At 39.3% G+C, this 26,988-nt stretch carries 23 protein-coding genes and 4 tRNA genes; 11 read left to right on the top strand and 16 right to left on the bottom strand.

Annotated elements, in window-relative coordinates; translation table 11 throughout:
• The first annotated feature begins 278 nt into the window (after positions 1 to 278).
• The 3 genes from yfiR to yfiB are packed head-to-tail and all read left to right on the top strand — an operon-like array spanning position 279 to position 2,508.
• On the top strand, positions 279 to 794 hold the full coding sequence (gene yfiR, locus AC1M9M_RS13905) for a regulatory sequestration protein YfiR (RefSeq protein ID WP_481592344.1): 516 nt from the start codon (positions 279 to 281) through the stop codon (positions 792 to 794).
• Positions 787 to 2,004 (top strand): diguanylate cyclase DgcN/YfiN, encoded by a 1,218-nt coding sequence (gene dgcN / locus AC1M9M_RS13900; protein ID WP_481596631.1) that lies wholly within the window; start codon positions 787 to 789, stop codon positions 2,002 to 2,004. The genes yfiR and dgcN overlap by 8 nt, the downstream gene beginning before the upstream one ends.
• 24 nt (positions 2,005 to 2,028) lie before the next feature.
• Positions 2,029 to 2,508 carry an outer membrane lipoprotein YfiB gene (yfiB, locus tag AC1M9M_RS13895; protein WP_481592342.1) on the top strand — a complete coding sequence of 160 codons (480 nt, stop codon included), beginning with the start codon at positions 2,029 to 2,031 and terminating at the stop codon, positions 2,506 to 2,508.
• A 110-nt stretch (positions 2,509 to 2,618) separates the two neighbouring features.
• On the opposite strand, the gene AC1M9M_RS13890 is transcribed toward yfiB, so the two are convergent.
• The 8 genes from AC1M9M_RS13890 to secA form a co-directional block, all read right to left on the bottom strand.
• Positions 2,619 to 2,695: transfer RNA gene (locus AC1M9M_RS13890), tRNA-Pro, on the bottom strand.
• A 17-nt stretch (positions 2,696 to 2,712) separates the two neighbouring features.
• Positions 2,713 to 2,788: transfer RNA gene (locus AC1M9M_RS13885), tRNA-His, on the bottom strand.
• Between the two features lie 37 nt (positions 2,789 to 2,825).
• Positions 2,826 to 2,902, bottom strand: a tRNA-Arg gene (locus tag AC1M9M_RS13880).
• 47 nt (positions 2,903 to 2,949) lie between these two features.
• A tRNA-Pro gene (locus AC1M9M_RS13875) sits at positions 2,950 to 3,026 on the bottom strand.
• A 156-nt stretch (positions 3,027 to 3,182) separates the two neighbouring features.
• A complete protein-coding gene (gene nadA / locus AC1M9M_RS13870; RefSeq protein WP_481596634.1) occupies positions 3,183 to 4,250 on the bottom strand; it encodes a quinolinate synthase NadA in 1,068 nt (355 codons plus the stop codon).
• A 114-nt stretch (positions 4,251 to 4,364) separates the two neighbouring features.
• Entirely contained in the window at positions 4,365 to 5,585 is a 1,221-nt protein-coding gene (argJ, locus tag AC1M9M_RS13865; protein WP_481596630.1) for a bifunctional glutamate N-acetyltransferase/amino-acid acetyltransferase ArgJ, read from the bottom strand.
• A 169-nt stretch (positions 5,586 to 5,754) separates the two neighbouring features.
• A complete protein-coding gene (locus AC1M9M_RS13860) occupies positions 5,755 to 6,105 on the bottom strand; it encodes a hypothetical protein (protein ID WP_092768561.1) in 351 nt (116 codons plus the stop codon).
• Positions 6,106 to 6,239: 134 nt separating this feature from the next.
• Positions 6,240 to 8,954: a preprotein translocase subunit SecA gene (gene secA, locus AC1M9M_RS13855; RefSeq protein WP_092768537.1), complete on the bottom strand. Its 2,715-nt coding sequence runs from the start codon at positions 8,952 to 8,954 to the stop codon at positions 6,240 to 6,242.
• Positions 8,955 to 9,284: 330 nt separating this feature from the next.
• Here secA and AC1M9M_RS13850 point away from each other — a divergent pair, with 330 nt between their 5' ends.
• Complete coding sequence (locus tag AC1M9M_RS13850; RefSeq protein ID WP_481596629.1) at positions 9,285 to 9,926, top strand: peroxiredoxin; 642 nt, start codon at positions 9,285 to 9,287, stop codon at positions 9,924 to 9,926.
• Between the two features lie 143 nt (positions 9,927 to 10,069).
• Here AC1M9M_RS13850 and AC1M9M_RS13845 read toward each other — a convergent pair whose 3' ends face one another.
• Genes AC1M9M_RS13845 through trpA form a run of 4 tightly spaced genes read right to left on the bottom strand, consistent with a single transcriptional unit; the run spans position 10,070 to position 14,001 of the window.
• Positions 10,070 to 11,032 (bottom strand): SPOR domain-containing protein, encoded by a 963-nt coding sequence (locus AC1M9M_RS13845; protein ID WP_481596628.1) that lies wholly within the window; start codon positions 11,030 to 11,032, stop codon positions 10,070 to 10,072.
• Positions 11,019 to 12,308, bottom strand: a complete 1,290-nt coding sequence (folC, locus tag AC1M9M_RS13840) for a bifunctional tetrahydrofolate synthase/dihydrofolate synthase (RefSeq protein WP_481592338.1) — start codon at positions 12,306 to 12,308, stop codon at positions 11,019 to 11,021. Before folC ends, AC1M9M_RS13845 begins: the two co-directional genes overlap by 14 nt.
• Entirely contained in the window at positions 12,305 to 13,201 is an 897-nt protein-coding gene (gene accD / locus AC1M9M_RS13835) for an acetyl-CoA carboxylase, carboxyltransferase subunit beta (RefSeq protein WP_035267924.1), read from the bottom strand. Before accD ends, folC begins: the two co-directional genes overlap by 4 nt.
• Positions 13,198 to 14,001, bottom strand: coding sequence for a tryptophan synthase subunit alpha (gene trpA / locus AC1M9M_RS13830; RefSeq protein WP_035267926.1), 804 nt, complete (start codon positions 13,999 to 14,001; stop codon positions 13,198 to 13,200). Before trpA ends, accD begins: the two co-directional genes overlap by 4 nt.
• 351 nt (positions 14,002 to 14,352) lie before the next feature.
• On the opposite strand from trpA, the gene AC1M9M_RS13825 reads away from it, so the two are divergent.
• Positions 14,353 to 15,690, top strand: coding sequence for a Na+/H+ antiporter NhaC family protein (locus tag AC1M9M_RS13825; RefSeq protein WP_481596627.1), 1,338 nt, complete (start codon positions 14,353 to 14,355; stop codon positions 15,688 to 15,690).
• Positions 15,691 to 15,752: 62 nt separating this feature from the next.
• On the opposite strand, the gene AC1M9M_RS13820 is transcribed toward AC1M9M_RS13825, so the two are convergent.
• On the bottom strand, positions 15,753 to 16,808 hold the full coding sequence (locus tag AC1M9M_RS13820) for an AraC family transcriptional regulator (RefSeq protein WP_481590896.1): 1,056 nt from the start codon (positions 16,806 to 16,808) through the stop codon (positions 15,753 to 15,755).
• A gap of 141 nt (positions 16,809 to 16,949) precedes the next feature.
• Here AC1M9M_RS13820 and AC1M9M_RS13815 point away from each other — a divergent pair, with 141 nt between their 5' ends.
• Together AC1M9M_RS13815 and AC1M9M_RS13810 are read left to right on the top strand one after the other, a co-directional pair.
• Complete coding sequence (locus tag AC1M9M_RS13815; RefSeq protein WP_035267930.1) at positions 16,950 to 17,825, top strand: metal-dependent hydrolase; 876 nt, start codon at positions 16,950 to 16,952, stop codon at positions 17,823 to 17,825.
• A gap of 157 nt (positions 17,826 to 17,982) precedes the next feature.
• Complete coding sequence (locus AC1M9M_RS13810; RefSeq protein ID WP_481596626.1) at positions 17,983 to 18,852, top strand: metal-dependent hydrolase; 870 nt, start codon at positions 17,983 to 17,985, stop codon at positions 18,850 to 18,852.
• 53 nt (positions 18,853 to 18,905) lie between these two features.
• Here AC1M9M_RS13810 and AC1M9M_RS13805 read toward each other — a convergent pair whose 3' ends face one another.
• Together AC1M9M_RS13805 and AC1M9M_RS13800 are read right to left on the bottom strand one after the other, a co-directional pair.
• Complete coding sequence (locus AC1M9M_RS13805; protein WP_481589542.1) at positions 18,906 to 19,901, bottom strand: DUF2804 domain-containing protein; 996 nt, start codon at positions 19,899 to 19,901, stop codon at positions 18,906 to 18,908.
• A 131-nt stretch (positions 19,902 to 20,032) separates the two neighbouring features.
• The gene (locus tag AC1M9M_RS13800; RefSeq protein ID WP_481592334.1) at positions 20,033 to 21,151 is read right to left on the bottom strand and encodes a CaiB/BaiF CoA transferase family protein; all 1,119 of its coding nucleotides are present in this window, start codon (positions 21,149 to 21,151) and stop codon (positions 20,033 to 20,035) included.
• 210 nt (positions 21,152 to 21,361) lie between these two features.
• On the opposite strand from AC1M9M_RS13800, the gene AC1M9M_RS13795 reads away from it, so the two are divergent.
• From AC1M9M_RS13795 to AC1M9M_RS13780, 4 genes are all read left to right on the top strand, one after another.
• Entirely contained in the window at positions 21,362 to 22,372 is a 1,011-nt protein-coding gene (locus AC1M9M_RS13795; RefSeq protein ID WP_092768523.1) for an AraC family transcriptional regulator, read from the top strand.
• Between the two features lie 125 nt (positions 22,373 to 22,497).
• Positions 22,498 to 22,965 (top strand): hypothetical protein, encoded by a 468-nt coding sequence (locus AC1M9M_RS13790; protein ID WP_481596625.1) that lies wholly within the window; start codon positions 22,498 to 22,500, stop codon positions 22,963 to 22,965.
• Between the two features lie 154 nt (positions 22,966 to 23,119).
• Positions 23,120 to 24,325, top strand: coding sequence for an acetyl-CoA C-acetyltransferase (locus tag AC1M9M_RS13785; RefSeq protein WP_481596624.1), 1,206 nt, complete (start codon positions 23,120 to 23,122; stop codon positions 24,323 to 24,325).
• Between the two features lie 11 nt (positions 24,326 to 24,336).
• On the top strand, positions 24,337 to 26,469 hold the full coding sequence (locus tag AC1M9M_RS13780) for a 3-hydroxyacyl-CoA dehydrogenase NAD-binding domain-containing protein (RefSeq protein ID WP_481596623.1): 2,133 nt from the start codon (positions 24,337 to 24,339) through the stop codon (positions 26,467 to 26,469).
• 37 nt (positions 26,470 to 26,506) lie between these two features.
• Here AC1M9M_RS13780 and AC1M9M_RS13775 read toward each other — a convergent pair whose 3' ends face one another.
• A complete protein-coding gene (locus tag AC1M9M_RS13775; protein ID WP_481596622.1) occupies positions 26,507 to 26,974 on the bottom strand; it encodes an Lrp/AsnC family transcriptional regulator in 468 nt (155 codons plus the stop codon).
• Positions 26,975 to 26,988: the final 14 nt, after the last annotated feature.

Below are 26,988 nucleotides of genomic sequence, written 5' to 3'. Positions count from 1 at the left end.
AAAACTTAGATCCAACCTATTCAGCTAAATCCTTGTTTTTCAACAAGTTTTAATCAACATCACCGCCGATGGATGTGCATTCTACAGTATTCCTCCCCCAATGCAACCTCTTTTTTCAATATTTTAGTATTTTTTTAAATTATGAGTGTTGAGTGGGCATTTAATAGTCAAATTCACATCATTCACTATGATATTGATAAAAAATCGAACACTTTAACTTTATTAAAATTAGATTAGAATAGTCACTATTATTTAACTGACTAGAACTATGTTACTAAATGGCTATATTTAAAATCAAAAAAGCCGTATTGATCTCCCTACTGCTTTTGATGTGCAGCTTTAGCCATGCCAATTCCAACCAGAACATTTATCAAATGACTCTATCTATTTTGAGCTATGCCAAAATTTCATCTCCACAACCAGATTTATGTCTAATTGATAACACTGTGGCATTAGCAGAGTTTAATCAAACTATTCAAAAGCAAAATTCAAATATCAAAGCACAAAATATTCATGATTATGAATTAAACAAGACCAATTGTGATGTTATATTTTTCTCTAAATCTTCTCCAACAGTCGAACAAAAACTCATCCGAGAATCACTAAATAAGTCAATTCTCTCATTTTCAACAAATAATGAAGATTGCGAGGTTGGAAGTGTTTTCTGTCTCTATAGCAATAAAGCAGGTATTACAAAATTTAAAGTCAATTTAGACAGTCTTGCAAAAACCAAAATCCACGTTGATCCTCGTGTATTACTTCTTGCACAGAAATGGAGTAATTCAGATGATTGATAAATTTTTTGGATTAACTTCACTCCAATCACTATTTAGAAGATCACAATTTTTAATTTTTGCGATTACTTTTTTGATCTGCACTTTAATTTTTGCAACGATTTCAATTTTTACGGTGAAATCATACGCCAATCAAAACTTAACCTTAGTGAGTCGCACAATTGCGGAACGCATTCAACCTGCTCTTGTTTTCCAAGATAAATACACTTTAGACAATATTTTACACGAGTACACACAACAACATTCAATTCGCCTTATCCAAGTATTGGATAGCAGTAAAGTTAAAATAACTGAAAGCAGTAAACTGATAGATCGCCATTCAGAACTTCAAACTTGGTTTGATGGATTATTTTTTTCTAAGCCGATTCAAATTGAAGTTACTCACAATGGACAATTGGTCGGTGAGCTTCATCTATTCGGCAGTTCTCAAGATATCATTTTATTCATTATCAAGATTTGCTTAGCCTTGATTTTAGGTATGCTTTTTATGATTTTCGCCTTATGGTGGTCGGTTAATGCAACCTATCGTCATATTATGAATTCTATATCACCAATTATTCATACAGCACAATTAGTGAGTCAACAAAAAGCATATAATCTCCGCTTTCCAAAAAATGATATTCAAGAATTTCATCATCTAAACTCAGTATTTAATCAACTATTAGAAGAAATTCAATCTTGGCACAATCAGTTACAGTCTGAAAATACTCAGCTTAATTATCAAGTACAACATGATGAATTAACACAATTACCAAACCGACATTACTTTTATAAAGTTTTGTGTAGCCTTTTCGATCAGCCTGATAAACTTGAAAATACTGTTTTGATTTTTATAGATAACAATAAATTTAAGTCTATTAACGATCAATATGGTCATTTAGTAGGGGATGAAGTGTTGAAAGAAATGGCTAAACGATTAAAACAAAACACTCGTCAAAATGATTTTGTCGCAAGATTAAGCGGTGATGAATTTGCAATTATCCTAAGTCCTGTCAGTCAGGTGGATCACTTAATTTCGATCGCCGAAAATCTTATAAAATGTTCTGATGAGCCCTTAAAATATAACGGACAATCAATTCATTTTAGTTTTAGTCTTGGTATTGCTTTGGCTAAAGAAGCTCATAACCCAGAGGACTTAATTTCTCAAGCAGACCAAGCGATGTACAAAGCGAAGAATCTAAAACATCATTGGCACATATTTCAACAATAGAGTTTTTACTGAGGATTAATACCTATGCTCAATCGTAGTTTCAAACTTTTTATCATGAGCATTCTTTGTATAGGATTAAGCGCATGCTTGGGTATGGGATCTTTAAGCTATAAACAAGTAAAAATGTTAAAACAACAAGGTTTCGTACTCACAGAGGAAGGTTGGAGTTTGGGACTACCCGAACGACTTCTTTTCGATTTCGATCAGGCTGAAATCTCTAAAAAAAATCGTGAACAGATTCAACATCTCGCAGCACAACTACAAAAATACAATTTAAAGAAAGTCCGTATCGTCGGTCATACCGATCTTATTGGCAATCCAGATTATAATTTTAAACTTTCTGAAAGCCGTGCCCGAAGCGTAAGCACTATTTTTATCGAAGAGGGTTTTAACCCTACTCATATCCAAACCATTGGTCGCGGTTCCACCCAACCTATTAATACTGCAAATACTGACGCTGCCCATGCAGAAAATAGACGCGTTGCTGTTATTATCGTGCCTTAAACATTCAACAAAAAAAGATCCTGATAGGATCTTTTTTTAACAGTAAAAATCAGACATAAAAAAACCGCTTAACGCGGTATATTTTATCTGACCATTTATAATGAAATAAATGGTCGGAGCAGTAGGATTCGAACCTACGACCCCCTGGTCCCAAACCAGGTGCACTACCAGGCTGTGCTATACTCCGATTACATCGGTTTGTGTTGGGGTGAATGACGGGATTCGAACCCGCGACAACCGGAATCACAATCCGGGGCTCTACCAACTGAGCTACATCCACCATCACAAAATTTGGTTCTATAAAATCAAGCGACCAATGGCGCGCCTGACAGGATTCGAACCTGTGACCATCCGCTTAGAAGGCGGATGCTCTATCCAACTGAGCTACAGGCGCATTACCCATGATTGCGAGATCATTGGAAAACCTTTGCCTTGAAGAATTGGTCGGAGCAGTAGGATTCGAACCTACGACCCCCTGGTCCCAAACCAGGTGCACTACCAGGCTGTGCTATACTCCGATTCATCTCAGCTTTTGTACCGTTCAACTTATCGTTTGATGTATCGTTCGGTACGGTGTGCATTCTAGGCGTGACGCTGGATAACGTCAACACCTATCTTCAAAAAAAATCAAAAAAACACTTCAAATGTATATTTATCAAGCATTTTGACTAATATTAACGCTTTAATGACGCACTAAAGTTTAACATTCGATCTAATGGTAATTTAGCGCGCTCTGCTAAAGCGGGATCAACATGCACTTCCTGATCACCATGTCGTAAAACATGCAAAATGCCATCCAATTCATTCATTGCCATCCATGGACAGTGTGCACAAGAACGACAAGTCGCCCCCTCACCTGCCGTAGGAGCCTCAATCAAAGTCTTATTCGGCACCATTTGTTGCATCTTATAAAAAATACCGCGATCGGTCGCAACAATCATTGTTTCATGCGGTAGTTCTTTTGCAGCTTTAATCAATTGTGAGGTACTTCCTACTGCGTCAGCAACATCAATTACCGATTCTGGTGATTCAGGATGTACTAAAACTGCAGCATCAGGATAGATGGCTTTCATCTGAGCGATGCCACGTGCTCTAAATTCTTCATGTACGATACAAGAACCATCCCAGAGCAACATATTCGCTCCAGTTTTCTTTTGAATGTAACGTCCTAAATGCTGATCAGGTGCCCAAATAATTTTTTCACCTAAACTATCTAAATGCTCAACAATTTCGACAGCACAACTTGATGTTACCACCCAATCTGCACGTGCTTTTACCGCAGCTGAGGTATTTGCATAAACCACAACAGTATGATCAGGATGAGCATCACAGAACTTGGTAAACTCATCTACAGGACAACCTAGATCGAGTGAACAAGTTGCCTCTAAAGTAGGCATTAAAATGGTTTTGTTAGGTGATAAAATTTTAGAAGTTTCACCCATAAACTTCACACCAGCCACAACGAGTGTTGTCGCATCATGATCACGTCCAAAACGTGCCATTTCAAGTGAATCTGAAACACAACCACCAGTAAGCTCCGCAAGCTCCTGTACGACCGGATCACAATAATAATGAGCAACCAATACCGCATTACGCTTTTCCAATTCAGCCTGGATCTCAGCAAATTTTTGCTGCTTTAACTCTGGTGTTAAATCTTGATTGTTAGATTCACCAATCAGGTCTAAATGAGCTTGAACAATTGCTTTCGCATCATTTGCAATTAAATTGGTTGCATCATTCATTATTTGCATCTCTATCCATAGCGCTTATCAATATAAGCAATTACACACCGATTGGATTTGACCAATCATTAAAATTTGATAAATAAAAAGCCTCAACAGGGAGGCTTAATTTATTTAAGAACGATAATCTGCGTTGATCTTGACATAATCATATGACAAATCACAGGTGTAAACCGTATCTTTGGCAGAACCACGGCCCAAATCAACGCGGATAGTAATTTCTGATTGATTCATTACTTTAACACCAGCCTCTTCTGTGTAATCTGCCGCTGCACCACCATCTTTACAGATCTGGACATCATCTAACCATACTTGGATTTTGTCGACATTTAAATCTGGGACACCAGCATAACCGATTGCAGCCAAGATACGCCCCCAGTTAGGGTCAGAAGCAAAGAACGCTGTTTTTACCAAAGGTGAATGTGCAATGCTGTAAGCGATGTCACAACACTCTTGCGTATTTGCACCACCTTCAACTGAAACAGTTATAAATTTGGTTGCACCTTCACCATCTCGAACGATCAACTGAGCCAAGCGCTTCATGACACGTGTAAGTACATCTAAAACAACAGAGTAACCAGCATCTTCTTTAGATGTAATTTCAGCACCACCTGCTTGACCAGTTGCTGCAAAAATACAAGAGTCGTTAGTAGATGTATCACCATCAATCGTGATGCGATTAAATGATTGTTCAACCGTGGTTTTTAATAGTTTTTGAACCAATTCACGAGCAATAGGCGCGTCTGTCGCTACGAAAGACAACATTGTTGCCATATTAGGACGGATCATTCCTGCACCTTTTGAAATCCCCGTCATTGTATAAACAACCCCGTCAATTTCAAATTGTTCAGAAGCCCCCTTAGGTAAAGTATCCGTCGTCATAATACCTGATGCTGCCTGAGGCCATACATCATCTTCAAGACTCTCAAATGCTGGTTTTAACCCAGCAATCAAACGCTCCATTGGTAATTGTTCACCAATTACGCCTGTTGAGAATGGCAAAACCTCGTTCTCATTTACACCAGCAATTTTGGCAAATTCAGCACAAGTGTCCTTTGCATTTTTCATACCTGTAGGACCAGTACCTGCATTCGCATTGCCTGTATTAATTACAAGGTAACGTGGATTTGTTTGAGACAAATGCAGTTTTGAAATATGTACTGGCGCTGCGCAAAAAGCATTTTGGGTAAATACACCTGCAACTTGAGTGCCTTGTGCAAATTCAAATACAACCAAGTCACGTCGATTTGGGTAACGTACATACGCTTCTGCTGAGCCAATTCTTACACCCTTTACCACATGCATTTGTGGCATTGATACGTCACCCACCGCCATTTTTGATTGTCCGAATTAAAAAAAATGATGGCTAAGCTTATTAGAAATTAGAAAAAAAATCGAGTGAATAAGGCATTAGGGTTGATTGAAATGAATGATTTGAAATAAATCTCGATCCCTAAAAACAATAAAGCCAGTCAAAGACTGGCTTTTGTACGAAATTCTAAAATTAATTAGATACAGTTTGTTCCAATAAGGCTTGTTTTGCTTTTTCTTGACTTGAACTTGAAAGAGCTGGATTTGATGCAACAATACGATTTGCTGTAGCTGGAGTTGCTGGTGCTATTGCAGCTGTTTGAAGAATGATTGGTCGACCAGCTGTATTACCAAGTGTGTAACGAATACCAGTGCGAGGACTTATCACCGTTGTGGAGTCATTTTTAACTTCAGTTTGTGCTTGAGTAACACCCGCAGCTGCTTGAACTTTCGCTAGAGGTACAGTTTTTGTATCAGTATTGGCAAATGCAAAAGCTGGTAAAGCAAAAACTGCAAATAGAGCCGGTTTTAGTATTTTTTTCATTGTCGCTTCCATATATTCAATCATGCAAAATTAAATAGCATTAACTGAGAAAATTGGCAATGCTTATTCACATGAACTGACCAAGCACTATAATAAAATAAAAAAAGCAGAACCTAAGTTCTGCTTCATGAAATTTAGATTTTACCGTGACACTGCTTGTATTTTAAACCAGAACCACATGGACAAGGTGCATTACGGCTTTGAGGTGGCGTAATCTCAACTTCATTCTGATCCAATTCTTGAGTATTAACTGTTTGCTCACCTGTTAAACCATCAACTTCAGCATGAGAAAGTGAAAGTTGCATCGCTTCAGCTTGAGCTTGCTGCTGTGCTTCCATTTCTGCCAGCTCTTCAGGCGTTGGTAAACGTACTAATGAAAGATCTGTCACAACATCAGACTTAATGACAGCTAACATATTTACAAACAGATTGAATGCTTCTTTCTTATATTCCTGCTCAGGATTCTTTTGCGCATAACCGCGTAAATGAATACCTTGACGTAAATAATCCATCGCTGCTAAATGATCTTTCCAGTGGCGATCTAAAGAACTTAACATAAAGTTTCGTTCTAACACTGCTGCAGATTCAGCACCCATTTGTTCACGACGCGCACGATAGCGTTGTAAAACCTCATCAGTAATACGACGTGCTAATGCTTCTTCATCTAATCGACGATCTTGATCCAACCATTGCTGCACAGGAAGATCAATATTAAAGTCTGAGCGTAATGCAGATTCAAGACCTGGGACATCCCACTGATCATGAATTGATTCAGGTGGGATATACGTTTCAATCACCCCTTTCATCACTTCTTCATGCATTGACTCGATGTATTCTTGCAAAGTACTTTCTGCCAGAATTTCATCACGCTGTGAGTAAATAATTTTACGTTGTTCGTTATTTACATCATCATACTTCAACAGGTTCTTACGAATATCGAAGTTACGCGCTTCAACTTTACGTTGGGCGTTTTCAATCGAACGAGACACCATTTTATGTTCAATGGCTTCATTTTCTTGCAGACCCATTGCACGCATCATTGCGACGACACGATCACCCGCAAAGATACGCATCAAATCATCTTCTAACGATAAGAAGAAACGCGAAACACCTGGATCACCTTGACGACCTGAACGACCACGTAATTGGTTATCAATACGACGAGATTCATGACGTTCAGAACCAATAATGTGTAAACCACCAGAATTCAGCACCAGTTGGTTATTTTGTTCCCATTCTGCTTTTAAACGTGCTTCATCTTCAGGAGTTGGATTTTCAATTTTCGCCAGTTTCGCTTTCCAGTTACCACCGAGCAAGATATCCGTACCACGCCCTGCCATGTTGGTCGCAATAGTCACGGCACGTGGAGAGCCAGCTTGTGCAATAATATCCGCTTCACGCTCATGCTGTTTGGCATTCAGTACTTCGTGTGCGATACCCGCTTCTTTCAGTTTATCCGATAAGATTTCAGAAGCTTCAATTGTTGCCGTACCAATCAAAATCGGTGCAACACCAGCTTCATGAATTTTCTTAATTTCTTCAATAATCGCATTGTATTTACCATTACGATTCAAATAAATTAAGTCATTCAGATCTTTACGAATCATTGGACGATGGGTTGGAATCAACACCACATCTAAGCCATAAATTTCTTTCATTTCAGCAGCTTCAGTATCTGCTGTACCTGTCATACCTGAAAGTTTACGGTATAAACGGAAATAGTTTTGGAATGTGGTCGTTGCAAGCGTTTGGTTTTCAGGTTGAATCTCTAAACCTTCTTTTGCTTCTACCGCTTGATGCAAACCTTCAGACCAACGACGACCAGGCATCGTACGACCTGTATTTTCATCGACAATAATCACTTCACCGTCATGGACGATATAATGCACGTTACGATGATACAAGTAATGTGCACGAATAGAAGCTGTGACATGATGAACAAGATTTAAGTTGGCTGCAGAATATAGACTTTCACCCTCTGCCAATAAACCCATCGCAATAAGTTCACTTTCAATGGCTTCAAAACCAGCTTCTGTAATTTCGACTGAACGTTGCTTTTCATCGATCCAGAAGTGCCCACCATCTGCAACTTTTTCTTCTTTTTGAGCATGTAACTTTGGCGGAATCGCATTCATTGCCGCGTAAAGTTGTGAGGAATCTTCGCTTTGACCCGAAATAATAAGTGGAGTACGTGCTTCGTCAATTAAGATTGAGTCAACCTCATCGATAATCGCATAGGCAAGACCACGTTGTTTTTTCTCGGCTAACGAGAACACCATATTGTCGCGAAGATAGTCGAAACCAAATTCGTTGTTTGTACCGTAGGTAATGTCTGCTCGATAAGCTTCTGCTTTTTCGACAGGATTCTGCATGGAGTAGATCACCCCAACAGATAATCCCAAAAATTCATAAAGTGGACGGTTTAACTCAGCATCACGTTGCGCCAGATAATCATTGACAGTAATAACGTGAACACCTTGTTCACTAATTGCATTTAAATATACAGCCAAAGTACCCATTAGGGTTTTACCTTCACCTGTACGCATTTCTGCAATTTTACCTTCATGTAGGGTAATACCACCAATCAACTGTACGTCATAATGACGCATACCCATAATACGCTTACCAGCTTCACGACATACTGCGAAAGCTTCTGGTAACAAGCGATCAAGACTTTCGCCGTTTTTATAACGTTGTTTGAATTCTTCTGTTTTTGCAGATAAGTCTGCATCACTTAACACAGATATCGTCGGCTCGAGCGCATTGATCTTCTCGACAATTTTACGCATACGCTTCAATTCGCGCTCGTTTTTAGTACCGAAGATTCCTCCGATCAGACTTGCCAACATATAGACTCTCTAAAACTTACTTATCAAAATGATTTTTCTCAAACGTTATTATGGTGCTAGAAATTTGAAGTACAAGGGTTTTAAACAAATGCAATCAAAAAATTTCTGGATTATTTTCCATGACGCATGAGCAACGGCGAGTTAATGTAGCAAATTTGATCAGAAATATATATCGTTCAAATTCAAATTTATGAACGTTTATTTGCCTTCAGACATTCAAATAAATCTGTTTTTCTCATAACTAAATAAAAAAACACTATTTTTAATTATAAAGAGTTTCCGCCATATTAATTTCAGCACATTAAGGTTTTGATAAAAATAGAGGTTTATATGGCATTACGTTTAGGTGACACCGCTCCAGACTTTGAACAGCAATCAAGTGAAGGAGTAATTAATTTTTATGATTTTCTAGGAGATCATTGGGGAGTTTTATTTTCACACCCTGCCGACTACACTCCCGTATGTACGACGGAATTAGGTTTTACAGCAAAGCTAAAAAACGAGTTTGAAAAACGTAATGTTAAAGCGATTGCTCTCTCTGTAGATGATGTTGAATCACATCATGGTTGGATTAAAGATATCAATGAAACTCAGTCTACCACGGTAAATTTCCCAATCATTGCTGATCAGGATCGTAAAGTTTCGACTTTATATGATTTCATCCATCCCAATGCCAGCGAGACCCTAACCGTCCGATCTCTTGTTATCATTGATCCAAATAAAAAAGTACGCTTGATTATTACTTATCCAGCGTCAACTGGTCGCAACTTCCATGAAATTTTACGTGTTATAGATTCATTACAGTTAACAGATAACTATAAAGTGGCAACCCCTGCAAACTGGCAGCATGGTGAAGATGTTGTGATTGTTCCCTCTATTAAAGACGAAAATGAAATTCAACAACGCTTCCCTAAAGGGTACAAGGCAGTGACACCTTATCTACGTTTAACACCTCAACCTGATCTTGATTAATTTTGACGAGCCATCAAGTTTCAGCGTTCAGCCTATCCTCAGATAGGCTTTTTTTTGATTATGGCTTATATTCTTTAACCTATTAATTTAAAAAAGGATTCAAATTATAGTTTGAATCCTTTTTTCTAAAACAAAGCAAGAAACTACTGACGCTTATCCAGTGGTACCCAATCAATCACCCATGCTGATTTCATATTTAAACTTGCATCACTGTTAATTTTCTTACGTAACGCATCTGCCGAATCACGATCTTTAGATGGACCAACCATAATTCGAATACCTTTCGACGTTGGACTCTTCGTTACCTTATATCCTTTGGCACGAAGCTTAGCCGCAAGCGCATCTGCATTCGCCTCATTCGCAGCCAATGCCACTTGAACCATCCATTGACGATCTCCATTTTCCAGCAGATCACGAGCTTTTTCTGCCTCAGCTTTTTTCTTCGCTTCTTCAGCAGCTTTGCGTTTTTTCTCTTCTGCAGCTTTTTTATCAGCTTCAGCTTTCTTCTTCGCTTCTTCTGCTTTACGTTTTTCCTCAGCAGCTTTTTGCTCTGCTGCTTTCTTTTCAGCTGCACGTTTTTCTGCTTCGGCTTTACGCTTTTGTTCTTCTGAGGATTTCGCCTGTTGTTCTTTTTGCTCAGCTAAACGCTTCTGTTCAGCTATGCGATTTTCTTCAGCCAAACGCTTTTTCTTTTCAGCTTCATCCTCAACCAATTCAGGAGGAATATTGTCTGAACTTTGCTGAGCAGCGTTTCGACGAGCATTCATTGCAGCATATTCTTCAGCAGCGCGACGTGCGGCTTCAGCTTCGGCCTCTTGTTGCATTCTTAAATATTCAGCAGCACGCGCCTCTTGCTCTGCCACAGCTTTCTCACGAGCACGTCGTTGCTCTTCAAGTAAACGCTTTTCAGTTTCCACATCAACTGTGAGAGGTTGAAGTTGTACTGCTTCAGGTTCATTCTTTTTTTGTTGAACAGCTTCAACCGGTTGTTCAACATTATTTTGGTGGATCTCTTCTTTGCCTTTTAGAAGTAATGCTGCCAATAAAACACCACCACCCAATAAAACAACACCACCCATCCAGCGTTGTTTGTTATTCATTGACATTCTCTAAATACTCCCAGACCGCTTCTAAGGTATGAAACGAACCACACACCAAAATCAGCTGATTATTTTTTGTTTCTTCAAGTGCTGATTTAAATGCGACCTGTACATTTGAATACTGTTGTACTGTCTCACCTTGAAGCGCTGACTTTAATTGTTTTAATGGTGCTGCACGAGGCACATCCATCGGCGCAATTTTCCACATAAATACCGTGTTTTTCAATAAATTAACGACTGAATCTATATCTTTATCCGCTAACATCGAAAACACAGCGATAACTTCTGTGTACTGTTTATTGTATTCTAAATAATTTCGCAATTGCTTTAACAAAAATTCTACACCATGCGGATTATGTCCCGCATCGAAAATCACTGTTTTTCCTGCGATTTCCCTTATTTCAAATCGACCTGGTAAATGTGCTTGAATAATGCCCTGCTCTAGTGCAGTTTGAGAAATTTTCAATCCACTGACCAATAATGCAGCTACGGCAGTAGAAACATTATCTAGGGCCAACTGACCACATGGTAATTTTAAGGTCAGTGCTGAACTTGAAAATGTCCAAGTTTTACCATCACCATTTGCTTGATAAAAATAATCCTGATTTAGACATGACAGCGTCGCATTACATGCAATGACTTTATCCTGAATTGATGTTGGAAGTATTTGTTGCCCACCAAAAATGACTGGAATATCTGGACGAATAATACCCGCTTTCTCAAAAGCAATTTTTTCAATGGTGTCACCCAGCCAATCTGTGTGATCCAATCCAATATTGGTAATGACCGCAACATTTGGATTAACGACATTCACAACATCCAAACGTCCCCCAAGTCCAACTTCCAATACCCAAACATCACATTTCTGTTGTTTGAAGATGACAAAAGCTGCAAGGGTTGTTGCTTCAAAAAAAGATAAACTTAAATCACATTCACGTCGTGCTTGATCAACTTGAACAAATGCTTCGATCAGAAGCTCATCTGAAACTTCCTGACCTGCGAGTTTTACACGCTCATTGAAACGATAGATATGCGGAGATTGATACAAACCGACTTGATATCCTTGAGCATTCAGAATAGAAGCTAAGGTTGTGGTTGTTGAACCCTTACCATTCGTACCAGCGACAGTAATGACTTTCGCTTGCGGGTGTGTAACGCCCAATTTTTCAGCCACAGGAATGACGCGTTCAAGCCCTAAATCAATTCCTGTAACGTGAACATGGCTCCAATAATCGAGCCATGTTTGTAAATTATCTGTACTGAGTGGAGCAGTGAGGTTCAAGGCAAATTCATCAATTTCGCTACGATACGATAAACTGTATCACGTAATGCGTGACGATGAACAATTTGATCGACTACACCATGATCAAGCAAGAATTCAGCACGTTGAAACGGCTCTTCTAACTTTTCGCGTACAGTCTGTTCAATGACACGTTTACCAGCGAAACCAATCATTGCTTTAGGCTCAGCAATATGCACATCACCCAACATGGCTAAAGATGCGGTCACACCACCATATACTGGATGAGTTAATACAACAATGTACGGAATACGAGCATCTTTCATTTTTTGAATCGCAGCTGACGTACGTGCCATTTGCATTAAAGATAACATTCCTTCTTGCATACGAGCACCACCAGAGGCAGCAAAACAAATCATTGGCTGTTTGGTTTCAATCGCACGCTCTGCTGCTTGTACAAATCGATCACCAACTACAGTTCCCATCGAACCGCCCATGAAATCAAATTCAAATGCACAAGCGATTAATGATAAACCTTTGATTTGTCCTTCCATCACCACGAGTGCTTCAGTTTCGCCAGTTTTCTCTTGTGCTTCTTTCATACGCACAGGATAAGCTTTACTATCCACAAACTTGAGTGGGTCTTTTGCAACAAACTCTTGACCTAATTCTTTTGCGGTTTGATCAAAGAACCAATTTAAGCGGTCACGTGCTTTCATTTTTAAATGCTCATCACATTGAGGACAAACATAAGCATTGAAAGACATCGCCGTACGAGTCACCAGAGCATGACATTCTGGACATTCAATCGTAGGCTCAGTAAACGTCGCTTTTAACGATTGCTGTTGATCAGGGATTTGAATACCTGGTACTGAACGATCTGTCCAAGGTGTTGCAGGTGCTAAAGTTTTCCCTGATTTAACTTCTTGATTCATACTAACTCATCGAGCGCTGCTCGAAGCTCCTTGACTTTATTGACCGCCTGTTCAACTGCTTGATCAGGAGTTGTCTGTGCAAATGGTTTAACAAAAGCACTACCAACAATGACCGCATCCGCTGCGCTTCCGATTGCTTTTGCAGAGGCTGCATCACTAATACCAAAACCTACACCAACAGGTACATCCGTCATCGACTTGATTTTTTCGATGCGTTGAGCAGCTTCATTCACATCTAAAGTCGCTGCACCTGTTACACCCTTCAAAGACACGTAATAAATAAAACCACTCGCTTGATTAGCGACATGTTGAATACGTTGATCTGTAGATGTTGGCGCCAACAAGAAGATCTGATCCATATCAAACTTTTTCAAGACAACATCGAGCGCTTGTGCTTCTTCAGGTGGTAAGTCCACCAACAGAATACCGTCCACACCACAGTCATGAGCAGTTGATACAAATTTTTCATATCCAATGACTTCTACAGGATTCAAATAACCCATCAACACCACTGGTGTATCTGTGTCTTTTTCACGGAATTGCTTGACCATTTCCAATGCATCCAATGTATTTGTACCGGCTGCCAATGCACGCTCAGCCGCAAGTGCAATCACTGGACCATCGGCCATTGGATCTGAAAATGGTAAGCCAAGTTCAATTACATCCACACCTGCTTCCACCATTTGATGTAACAAAGGAACCGTTACGTGTGGATGAGGGTCACCTGCCATGACATAAGAAACTAGAGCCTTACGCTGTTGAGATTTAAGCTGTGCAAATCGTGTGGCTAAACGTGACATAGGGATGTACTTTCCTTGAATTGTATAGAATTGAGGAGTTGGTTTTGTAAAATACAAGACGGCCCATTGTAACGCTATTTTTTACTCATTGAACAGAGTGTGATGAAAAGCACCAAACACTCTTTTCAGTTAAGTATTCCAAGTGCATATTTATCAATGTTTTGATTTTTTTAACAATGATCAAAAAGCTCGATTTTTTCTGTTTTTTCTAAATCATGAATATTTATATGAACTTATGTTTATTGATTAAAAATGTTTAAAAACAAATAGCTTAGCACTTACATTTTAACTTTTCTGAATTAGCCAAAGCTGTTCTATACTATACATGCTTACTCTTTTATTTCTTATGTTATGACCACAATCTCCCCAGGCAAAGCTTCTTCGCGAGCGCTTGCCCTTCTACCGCTTATTGTGTTTTTAGCCATTTTTTTGGGCAGCGGTATTTATCACACTCTGATTGGCACTGAGTTTGCCTTCTACCAAATTAAAGCACCCATTGCTGCTATCCCTGCCCTCATTCTTGCGGTATTACTTTATCGTGGCAAATTAAATACAGGTATAGATGAGTTTCTCCGTGGGGCAAGCCATCCTAATCTTATTTTAATGTTTATGGTCTTTATGCTGGCAGGTGCTTTTGCCAGTATTAGTAGTGCCATTGGTAGTGTTGATGCAACAGTACAATTAGGTTTATCTCTCATTCCTTCGGCTTTTGTCCTGCCAATGCTCTTTGTTATTTCAGCGTTTATTGCTACTGCGATGGGCACCTCGATGGGTACTATCGCTGCTTGTGCGCCGATCGCATTTGGCTTCACTCAAGTCACCGATATAAATCCTGTTGTTGCGATTGGTGCTGTGGTTGGAGGAGCCATGTTTGGTGATAACTTGTCAATGATTTCAGATACCACTATCGCCGCAACTCGTAGTCAACGTGTAGAACTAAAAGATAAATTTAAAGTCAATATATGGATTGCAGTACCAGCAGCACTTTTCACGATTTTGATTTATTTTGTGATGAGTCGTGATACGCAACAAGTTTCTTTCAATGACTATAATTTTTGGCTGATTTTGCCTTATTTAGCTGTATTTGCTTTGGCTTTTACCCGATTACATGTGTTGGCTGTACTTATGCTGGGCATTGTTATGTCTGGACTCGTCGGTCTGATTCAAGCCCCCGACTTTAACCTACTTAAATTAAATATTGCGATTTACGATGGCTTTTTGGGCATGTTTGAAGTCGCATTGCTTTCAATGTTACTCGGTGGTATTTCTGCCCTTATGCGAAAAGAAGGTGGCTTAGAGTGGCTAATACAACGCATTTATCAACTTACGCGTTTATTCAAAGTGGGAACGCAAAGAGCTGGTGAAATCGGAATCTGCCTTCTGGTAATCTTGTCTAATTTCTTTGTGGCAAATAATACGGTTGCCATTATTCTATCTGGCGATATGGCACGTGAAGTTGCTAAAGAATATGGTGTTGACCCAAAACGCTCGGCTGCTTTGTTGGATATTTTTTCTTGTGTTGTTCAAGGCTTAATTCCGTTTGGCGCACAATTATTATTGGCATGTTCAATTGCAAAATTATCGCCAATGGAAATGATCCAAAACGTTTATTACTGCTGGATCTTAGCGGTGATTGCTATACTCTCCATTGCTTTTAGATATCCCAAAATACAGATGAATCAATTTTAGACTGGCATAAAAGTGAAGTCTTTAAAGGTAAGCTACATGCTTACCTTTTTTATTTCCATAATCTAACTTAGATTATGGTGGTGAGTTGGTCGTTGTTTAAGTTGTTTTTTAAACTGCAACAGCGTTATTCCATTATACATTTTAAATGCTCTAGCAAGCGCAGACTGATCTGAGTAACCGAGTTGCACTGCGATATCCGTTAACTCTAGCCCCTGATTTAATAGGCGCTCACATTGTGACATCCGCTCTTGCTCAAGTATGCGTTTAAATGATGTTCCGCGATCTTTTAATTGTCGTTGCAAAGTCCTCACCGACAAACATAATTCTGTCGCAATATCTTCAATCTTTGGCGCTTCGTGACGAATACGCAAATACTCAGCAATAATTAAGTGGAGTTGCCGATCAAGACTCGATTGCACGGGTTTTGATGCAATCGCCTCTTCCGCTTGTTGAACCAACAATTGCATAAGTGAAGGATCTGCTTGTTGGGGTTTTAGCTGCAACCCCTGAGTGCGAATTTGAAACTGATATTCAACTTGGCTGAACTCTACCTGACAACCATAGAACTTTTGATATTCATACAATGGTGCGATAGCTTCATGCGCCATGATCACTTTATACAGTGGAAAGGTATCATGCACTAATATTTGCTTTGCCAATGAAACCATCATGGCATTCGTCAGCTCATTGATAAAATTATAGTCATCACAAATAAACGGCCAGCTTAAAATCAGTATTTCACCGTTCTGGTGAATCTGCATGGGTGTAATCTCTTCACCATCAATCACCAAGCGGCTAAATCTTAAAATATAGTTCAGTGCTTCCGCCACCGTCTCACTTCGTGTCGCCATATATCCAAGCACACCAAAATGCTCAGGTTTCACATATTGAGCCATTTCAAAAATATAATTGGCGCGATTCAAATAAACCTGCGTGAGAGAGTTAAGTTTTAAGAAAAAAGAATATGATGATTGCATGGCAATCGGTGCTGCCAAAATTTTATTCAGCGTATCAACATCCTGATTTAACGCAGTCTTTATCTCTTTATCGAGCTGTTTCACTTGAATAAATGTTTGCCATAAATGGAAATATCCATTGGGTATTTGAATATCTTTCACGATGCACTATTCCTTTAGGCAAAATTGACTTTATTCATTTTCATTTGTCGTAAAATGTATAAAAAATGGCAAGTACTGTCAAAACAATCAGACCAATGCCATACATACTTAAACGATCTAAAGCGGATGAATGAAAATAAGATGAACGCATTGGTAAAATATCAGGTTGATCCTGTCGTACGCACGAATCTCAATTTCAAGCTCTCAGAAATTCCTCGTTTTTGGTTTGGTGGAGATCCATTCAAAACCCGTATGTTTGATGCATTGAGTCTAACTTTCCCAGACGGAGAGCGCTACTTCATTGAATCAGTTCGATTATTTAGAGATAAAATTAAAGACCCTGAATTACAAAAACGCGTCGCAGATTTTATTCGACAAGAAGCACAGCATGGAATTGCGCATGACAAGATGAATCAGGTCATGAAAGATCAAGGTATGCCTGTCGATCAATTTATTAAGGTTCTTAACAAAATTTTTAAATTCGAACTGACACGTCGTTCACCTCAATATAATATTGCCATGACTGCTGCAGCCGAACACTTAACTGCATTAATGGCTGATACTTTTTATAGTCAAAAAGCAACCCTTGAAGATGCTCACCCCTATGTGCGCGCGCTTTTAGCATGGCATGCTATCGAAGAGATGGAGCATCGTGATGTGGCTTTTGATGTCATGAAACAAGTCGGTGATGTTCCAGAACTTACTCGACAATTTGCTTTGGCATTTACAACTTTCATGATGCTTGGATTTACAACTTATCGTGCCAATATCATGTTGAAGTATGACGGATTTAGTCGTTTAGACCGTTTCAAAATGACCGTCAAAGGACTTCCATGGTTTATCGGTCGAAATGGCATGTTAACGAGAATGAAAGGTCCATACCTAGATTGGTTTAAAAAAGACTTCCATCCAAGCCAACATCCTGTGATTGCCCAATATGATGTATGGGTAAAAACATTAGCCGAGACCAATGATCCAATTCAAGCTGGTGAAGCATTCTGGCAAGCAGCTCGATAGTATTTCTATTACTGGCTAAATCATTTTTATTCGGATGATTTAGCCGACATTACTTACAGTTTTAATCTCCTTCTCTCTTCTTTTGTCCTGTAGAGATAATGACCTTAATGTGATTTTTTTACATACTTGTTCTTTCTGCATAAGTGATAAAAATAAAATGAATGCAATTACCACATACCATCCAGTGATTCGTAAGCACCTTGATTTCCGACTTAACGAAGTACCACGATTATGGTTTAACAACGATCCTTTTAAAACACGTGTATTTGATGCTTTGAGTTTGACATTTCCAGATGGAGAACGATATTTCATACAGTGTGTCCGACTATTTCAACCGCATATTAAAGATCCTGTCTTAGCCAAACGTGTGAAAGACTTTATTCAACAAGAAGCGCAACACGGTATTGCCCATGACAAAATGAATAAAATTTTAATTGAGCAAGGTATGCCAATTGAAAAATATATTCATCAAGTCAATCAACGTTTCAAACATGCGTTAAAAAGGTATCCTGATCGTTTTAATATTGCGATTACCGCTTCATGCGAACACTTAACCGCTTTAATGGCAACGACCTTTTTCAGTCATAAAAGTACGATGGCCCATGCACATCCTTTTGTCCGTGGTTTATTTGCATGGCATAGTATTGAAGAAATGGAACATCGCGATGTAGCTTATGATGTCATGATCGAGGTAGCGCAGACTTCAAACCTTACACGTTATACCGCCTTGGTTTTAGTTACGCTTATGATGTTTGGATTTACCATGCAAAGAACACATGGACTTCTCAAACAAGATGGCTTTACTCGAATTGAAAGGTTAAAAATGTTTGCTCAAGGCTTGAAATGGTTGCTTGGAAAAGATGGCATTTTAACGGCAAAAAAACGAGAATATTTAGACTGGTTTAAACCTGATTTCCACCCAAACCAACACCCTATTATTCATCAATACCAAGTTTGGGTTGATACGCTCGCTGAAACTCAAGATCCACTTCAAGCAGGTGAAGCTTTTTGGCAAGCTGCGATATAAAAAAGAATGTAAAAAAGTCCGATCAATCGGACTTTTTTGTTGTTATGACGCCATTACCATTTAGCGTAATGTTGCTCTAATAGTCCATACTCTTGATTAAGCTCAATATGCTGACCATCATCTGAAATAATAAAACCCGTAATTTTAGATTGCCACTGACTGAACTGGCTGCCTACCATTCTAAGATTAAGATTTTCATAACGGCGCCAGCCTGTTTCAATGGTCAATTGTAATTTGTCATCCATAGATCGTATGGTCCACATCTGATCATTTTGCATTTCAAAAAGAACATCCGTCAACGCATAAAGGCGCCCATTAATCCACAAACAGTTTTCATTGCCAAAGCTTTCATTCACGCCAGAGGCAAGATTCAAACCCACACGGTTTCCTTGCGCATCCCAAAAATTAGAAGATAGCCAAAACCAAGCCGTTTCAGGTCTTAGAAAACCGCAAGTATCATCAAGCGAAGCAAAAGTTCGTGAGTTAAATTCAATTTTTTCTTTTTGTTTATTAATGAAATACCCTTCAACGGCCAATGTAGTTAGTTTCTGAGTATAGGTCCAACCATTTATACCAGTAGGACTGCACATCGACAAAGGATCTGTTCCAGCACAAAAGATTCGTGCAGACAGTTTTTCTTCACCATGTTTGATCACTTTGATATAACGAACACCATTGGCATGTTGGATATCGAGTTGGATTTTTCCATGTTGAAAATGGCTATGATTAAATAGTGGCTGTTCATCTAGAACCGTACTGCGTGCCAATACATTAATCGCATTCCACTCGACGACTTGTCCGGTGTTATGGTCATAAATATAGATGAAACCATGTCCCGCCCAAGCGATATCGACGATAGCCATCCCAATGCTGTAATGCTCATGTTGGATACTACAAAACTTAAATTTCTTATATTTAAGTTTTTTTCTCCATCCTTTGAGCACTTTGCCATATGGCGTTTTATAAATATATTTTGAGACAGAAATTGCACTTGGCAATTCTGTAAAACGCCCATAGCGCGGTTGACCATTTACTTGAATTAAATCCATTGGGACTCAGCCTAATTTCATTCCATGACAATTATAGACTTTAGTCTAAAGTATTTCATTTACTGTATGAAAACATAGATTAAAGAACCGATACAGATCGGTTCTTTTTTTTCATATATTCAATACTTTGACTACCAGTTCCCTTCACCCAGCGTTTGGCCGATATAATGATACTGTGCCTTGGATCTTGAAAATTTAATTGGGCAAGCCAACTGTTTTTCTACCTCATTTGCATCTTTCCTTAGAGGTACATCCACTGTCCAAGCACGTTGTTGAGCCAAATCTGACGTCAGAGCTTCGTCTAGATTTAACACAGGTTCTACACATACGTCTAATTCAGAAAATGTTTTACGCCATACATCAAAACTTTTTTCCTTGATTTTATCAGCGATGGCAGTCTTGACTGCTTTTCGATCTTCAACATCAAATGAAGTTCCTTTTTCCAATAAGATAGGCAGTTCTAATACAGTTGCCAGACCTGTCATAAATTGAGGTTCTAAACTTCCAATTGAGATATAGCGCCCGTCTTGCGTTTGATAATAGTCATAAAATGTTCCCCCGTTCAGATGTTCATTTTCAGGGTACTGATTCTGCCCACCTGCAAGTACAGCTGCCGCGGCCATATTGTTTAAAGTCACCGCACAATCCGTCATAGAGATATCAATATATTGACCTAAACCACTTCGTTGCCTTTCGATCACGGCTGTTAAAATGCCGATCACTGCGTGTAAAGAACCGCCTGCGACATCTGCAATTTGAATCCCCATTGGTGGTGGTCCATTTTCCTGTCGACCTGAATGTCCAGCAATCCCTGAAAGCGAAACATAATTAATGTCATGTCCCGCTTTATCTTTATAAGGACCTGTTTGCCCATATCCTGTTATTGAACAATAAATCAGACGTGGGTTTATTTCAGATAAAGTTTGATAGTCGAGTCCTAAACGTCGCATCACTTCAGGACGGAACTGCTCAATGACGATATCGTATTCTGAAATTTTTGATTTAATGAGTTCAATACTCTGACTATCTTTTAAATCTAGGGCAATCGACTGCTTGTTACGATTCAAATAACTGTGCGCCGTGGCTTGACCATTTGCATAAGGTGGCAACATTCTGACAAGGTCTGGTCGATTTGGTGACTCTATATGGACCACCTCTGCCCCTAGATCTGCTAAGTACAAGGTCGCAAAGGGTCCGGGTAATAATGTGGAAAAATCTAAAACTTTCAATCCCTTTAATGCAGCTGTCATTGTTATTTTCACCAAGAATATGTTGATTTTTCACCCATAATAGAAATATAAAACAAGATTAACAATGTCATGTTCAGCCATTTACCTTGATCATTTCGGCAATTTATGATGTAAAAGAGCAATTACTCTAGTGATAATTGCCAATTAAATTATTTTTTGTGTCATTTAGGTCAAGTAGCAGTGAACATCAAAGAGACTGAAGGATTTAACATGAGTCGCGATACGATAAGTATCCATTTTGTGAATGCAGCCCTGACTGGGGTAAAACGTCTAGGGATGGATGTTGACACTTTACTTTCACATGTCGGCATTGAAGCTGAACTACTCCGCCAACCTAAAGCACGTATTTCTCCTGAGCAGTACACACGCTTTGTTAAAATGCTGTGGATGGTCACCCAAGATGAACACGTTGGTTTTGATATCCAGCCACGTCGCTTAGGGACCTTTGCGATCATGTGTCAATTGATCATACATGCCAAAACTTTAGGTGATGCGCTTGAGTTATCATCACAGTTCTACAAGTTATTTGGTGATGAGTGGTCTGTGACTTTAGAGCGCGATAAGCATGAAGCACGCTTAGTTCCACTCATTCCAAAAACAATGGATCCTGACCATTTCATTACTGAAAGTATGCTCATGATCTGGCATGGTTTGGCATCGTGGCTCATTGAGCGTCGTATCCCGTTAGAGCGTGTACATTTTTCATATCCACGCCCACAACATGCAGATGAATATGATGCGTTATTTTTTGCGCCAGTAATCCAATTTGATTCAGCTCGTACTGAAATCACATTTGCTGCAGACTACTTAGATCTTCCAATTCGCCAAGATGAAAACACCTTGGAAGAGTTTCTAAAAGGTGCTCCAGCGAAACTGTTGGTGAAATTCAAAAATACCAATTCGCTCACATCACGTATTCGTGAAGTATTGAAGAGCCAAATTGGTGAAGAAATGCCAACATTAAATGATGTTGCAGCCATGCTTTATTTATCACCACAGACGCTTCGCCGTCGCTTAGCTGCTGAAGGTAAGAGCTATCAAGGTGTAAAAGATGCCTTACGTCGAGACGCTGCAATTCACTTACTGTTAAACCCATCTTTAACTTTAGAAGATGTGGCACAACAAGTCGGCTTTAGTGAAACCAGTACCTTCCACCGAGCATTTAAAAAGTGGACAGGGGTAACACCAGGACTGTATCGTCAATTACATGGTTATCATTAATTTATTCAAACATAAAAAAGTCTGACATTGTTCAGGCTTTTTTTTACATATGGATTTAAGTGCTTATTTAACAAAAATATTCAAGTTGAAATTAAAATATTCGTAATATTTAAAGGAATAATAAGATGACACTTACTGCAATCTTAATCTCAATTTTGATTGGAATAGCAATTTATTTTTACAGTGTAAAATCGCACAACTCTCGACCTCAAGCTGATATACAGTACACTTATAATATTGTCGGAGAAAATGCATATCAAAAAAATTTACTTAAAATAGCTGGTCAAAAAAAAGCTGTATCTAAATTTCATGAATGTACTGCTCATGTTCTGTCAGAACCATTTAACCAATACGATCCAAATGCAATCAAAGTTGAAATCAACGGATTAACAGTTGGCTATTTAAGTAAATTAGAAGCTGAAAAGCTGAAAGGGCAGATTATCAATAAAAAAGTGCCCGCTGTAATTAACGGTGGTTGGTATGTTGATAAAGATGATGAAGGTTCTTATGGTGTAAAGCTTGCCATATCAAGCGCCAAAGATTTGATAGAGCAAAATTATAATCAAAGCATTCGCAATACAAATTTTTTTTAATTCGTCAAAAACTTTCATTTCACAATTTAAAACACTTAATTTTTCAGTGACCAAAAATATCAAACGACTCATCCGTTCTCGTCATTGCACAATCACATAGATCATCTACACTCAAAACACCATAACAATTTCAACCTATAAAAAAGGAACTATTATGAGCGAGGCTTACATCATTGATGCCATTCGCACACCACGCGGAAAAGGAAAAAAAGATGGTTCTTTACATGAAGTAAAACCAATCACATTACTCACAACGCTGTTAAATGAACTTCAAACTCGCCATCAACTCGATACTTCTAAAGTCGATGACATCGTACTGGGTTGTGTAACTCCAATTGGTGATCAAGGCGGTGATATCGCTAAAACTGCTGCAATTGCAGCAGGCTGGAATGATGATGTAGCAGGCGTTCAAATCAACCGTTTTTGTGCTTCAGGACTAGAAGCTGTCAATCTTGCTGCACAGAAAGTTCGTTCAGGCTGGGAAGATGTTGTCGTTGCAGGTGGTGTAGAGTCAATGTCGCGTATTCCAATGGGCTCCGATGGTGGACCATGGGCACTCGATCCAGAAACAAACCTGAAATCTACCTTTGTTCCACAAGGGATTGGTGCTGATTTAATCGCAACTTTAGATGGCTACTCTCGTGCTGATGTAGATGCTTTTGCTGCAGATTCACAAAAAAAAGCAGCAGCGGCTCAAGCGAATGGTTACTTCAATAAATCAGTTGTACCAGTAAAAGATAAAGCTGGCGTTGTCGTTTTAGATAAAGACGAGTTCATCAAACCAACGACTACCGTTGAAGGCTTAGCCAAATTAAATCCAAGCTTTGAAATGATGGGCGGTATGGGATTTGATGCAGTCGCATTACAAAAATATCCAGAAGCTCAGAAGATTAATCACGTTCACCATGCAGGAAACTCTTCAGGCATTGTAGACGGCGCTGCTGTTGTTCTACTTGCATCTGAAAAAGCGATTCAAGAACAAGGCTTAAAACCACGTGCCAAAGTATTAGCAACTGCGCTTGTCGGAACTGATCCAACAATCATGTTAACTGGTCCAGCACCTGCGGCACGCAAAGCTTTGAAAATAGCTGGCTTAACCATTGATGATATCGATTTATTTGAAGTGAACGAGGCGTTTGCGGCTGTAGTAATGCGCTTTATTAATGAACTCAATGTCGATCCTGCAAAAGTCAATGTAAATGGTGGTGCAATTGCAATGGGTCATCCACTCGGTGCGACAGGTGCCATGATTTTAGGTACGTTGCTCGATGAACTTGAGCGTCAAGGTAAAAAACGTGGCTTGGCTACACTGTGTGTAGGTGGTGGTATGGGTATCGCAACGATCATTGAATTGGTATAAGGAGAAGAATAATGAGTGCAATTCAATTTGAAAAAAATGCTGATGGCATTGTTATTCTCACCTTAGACTCACCTAATCAGTCTGCCAATACCATGAATGCAGATTTCCGAGTTGCTTTGGAAGAGACGGTAACAAAACTGAAAGCCGAATCTGGCATTACAGGTATCATTTTTAAATCTGCAAAGAAAACCTTTTTTGCAGGCGGTGATTTGGATGAGTTGATTCAAGCTCAACCAGAACACGCCTCTGAATTCTTTGGCATGATCCAAAAAATGAAAGCGGAATTCCGATATATTGAAACCTTGGGTGTACCTGTTGTTGCTGCATTAAATGGAACAGCTCTCGGTGGTGGTTGGGAAATCGCACTAGGCTGTCATGCTCGTATTGCATTAAATGATCCTAAAGCGAAATTTGGTCTACCTGAAGTTACCTTAGGATTGTTACCAGGTGGCGGTGGTATCGTGCGTATGGTACGACTGCTCGGCTTGCAGAATGCTTTTCCTTTCTTAATGGAAGGTAAACAATTTGGTGTAGAAAAAGCAAAATCTCTAGGCTTAATTCAAGATACGGCTGATTCTGAACAAGAGCTCATGGATAAAGCGATTGCTTGGGTTAAAGCAAATCCAAAATCTCAACAACCATTCGATGTTAAAGGATACAAAATTCCAGGTGGTACGCCATCATCACCTCAAGTGGCTCAAGTCCTTGCGATTGCACCAGCAATGTTGCGTGACAAAACAAAAGGTTGCTATCCAGCCCCTGAAGCCATTATGTCTGCTGCCGTTGAAGGTGCTCAGGTAGATGTTGATACTGCATTAACTATTGAGTCTCGCTATTTTACGTATCTGGCAACTGGTCAAGTTGCGAAAAACATGATTGGTACTTTCTGGCATGGACTGAATGCAATCAAATCAGGTGAAAGCCGCCCTAAAGAGCCTGCAAAATGGCAAGCGACCAAAGTAGGTGTTTTAGGCGCTGGAATGATGGGGGCTGGCATTGCCTACTCGACAGCGATTAAGGGGATTCAAGTCGTCCTTAAAGATGTATCGATTGAAAATGCAGAAAAAGGTAAGGCGTATAGTCAAAAACTGTTAGATAAACGTGTTTCACAAGGTCGAATGACTGCTGAAAAACGCGAACAAATTTTATCTCTCATTACCCCTACAGCGAATGCATCTGATCTACAAGGCTGTGATTTAATCATTGAAGCTGTATTCGAAAATCAAGAACTCAAAGCCAAAGTAACTCAAGAAGCTGAGCAATATTTAGTTGACGGCGGTGTGATGGCTTCTAATACATCCACCTTACCGATCACAGGTCTTGCAACAGCAAGTAAAGATGCGAAAAACTTTATTGGACTGCATTTCTTTAGCCCTGTTGATAAAATGCAGTTGGTTGAAATTATTAAAGGTAAAGAGACTTCAGCTGAGACACTAGCTAAAGCCTATGATTATGTTCAACAAATTGGAAAAACACCTATCGTTGTGAATGATAGTCGTGGTTTCTTCACCAGCCGCGTATTTGGTACTTTTGTCAACGAAGGTTTGCGTTTACTGGCTGAGGGAGTACATCCAGCCAAAATTGAAATGGCTGCTTTAAAAGCAGGTATGCCAGTCGGTCCATTAGCAATCCAAGATGAAGTCGCATTAACCTTGTCTGAGCATGTGACCAACGAAACGCGTAAAGCGCTTCAGGCTGAAGGCAAAGATTTACCATACTCCCCTGCTGAAGATGTTTTAAAGCAAATGATCCATGAGTTTGGGCGTAAAGGGAAAGCTGCTGGTGCTGGTTTTTATGAATATCCTGAAAGTGGTAAAAAATACCTTTGGGATGGTTTAAACCATTGGACGAAAGAGACTGATATTTCTGAGCAAGAAATGATTGATCGCTTCTTGTTTGTGCAATCTTTAGATACCTTACGTTGTCTTGAAGAGGGTGTTTTAGAGTCTGTCATTGATGGAAATATCGGTTCTATTTTTGGCATAGGATTCGCCCCTTGGACTGGCGGCGCTTTACAGTTCCTCAATCAATATGGACTCGCACAAGCGCTTGACCGCGCGAATCAGCTTGAAGCGAAGTATGGTGAGCGTTTTAAAGCACCTCAACTCCTCAAGGACAAAGTTCAGTCTGGTCAGTCGATTTGATTGATATAAACTAAAAACCTCTCTTCGGAGAGGTTTTTCAATCTAAAGTAACTGGAAATCCCTTAAAAGTCTTAATCTCTTTGAGCGTAAACATGCTCTGCATTTCCTTGATACCAGGGAGTCTTCTAATTGTTTTCATAGCAAAATCTGCATAAGTATCGAGATCTCGAGACACAACTTGAAGCAAAAAATCTGCATCTCCGCCAATACTATAACAAGCGACTACGTTATCTAACTCTAGAACCTTTTCTTCAAATTTTTTGGCTTCAACTTCACTATGTCTATCAATTGACACTCGTATAAAGACCATTACACCCAAATTAATTTTTCTTCTATCAAGGTTAACACCATATCCTTTGATAATTTTTTTGTCTTCTAATCGTTTAACACGACGCCAACATGGTGATGGAGAAATACCGACTTGTTCCGCCAGTATTTGATTGGTCACTCGTGAATCTTGTTGAAGTAGTCTTAAAATTTTTTTGTCAAATCTATCAAAGTTCATAATGAAAATTCTAA

The organism is Acinetobacter sp. ANC_7503 (assembly GCF_056780035.1).
The sequence above is the reverse complement of the archived record's forward strand: the minus strand, read 5'-3'. Positions and strand labels throughout refer to the sequence as shown.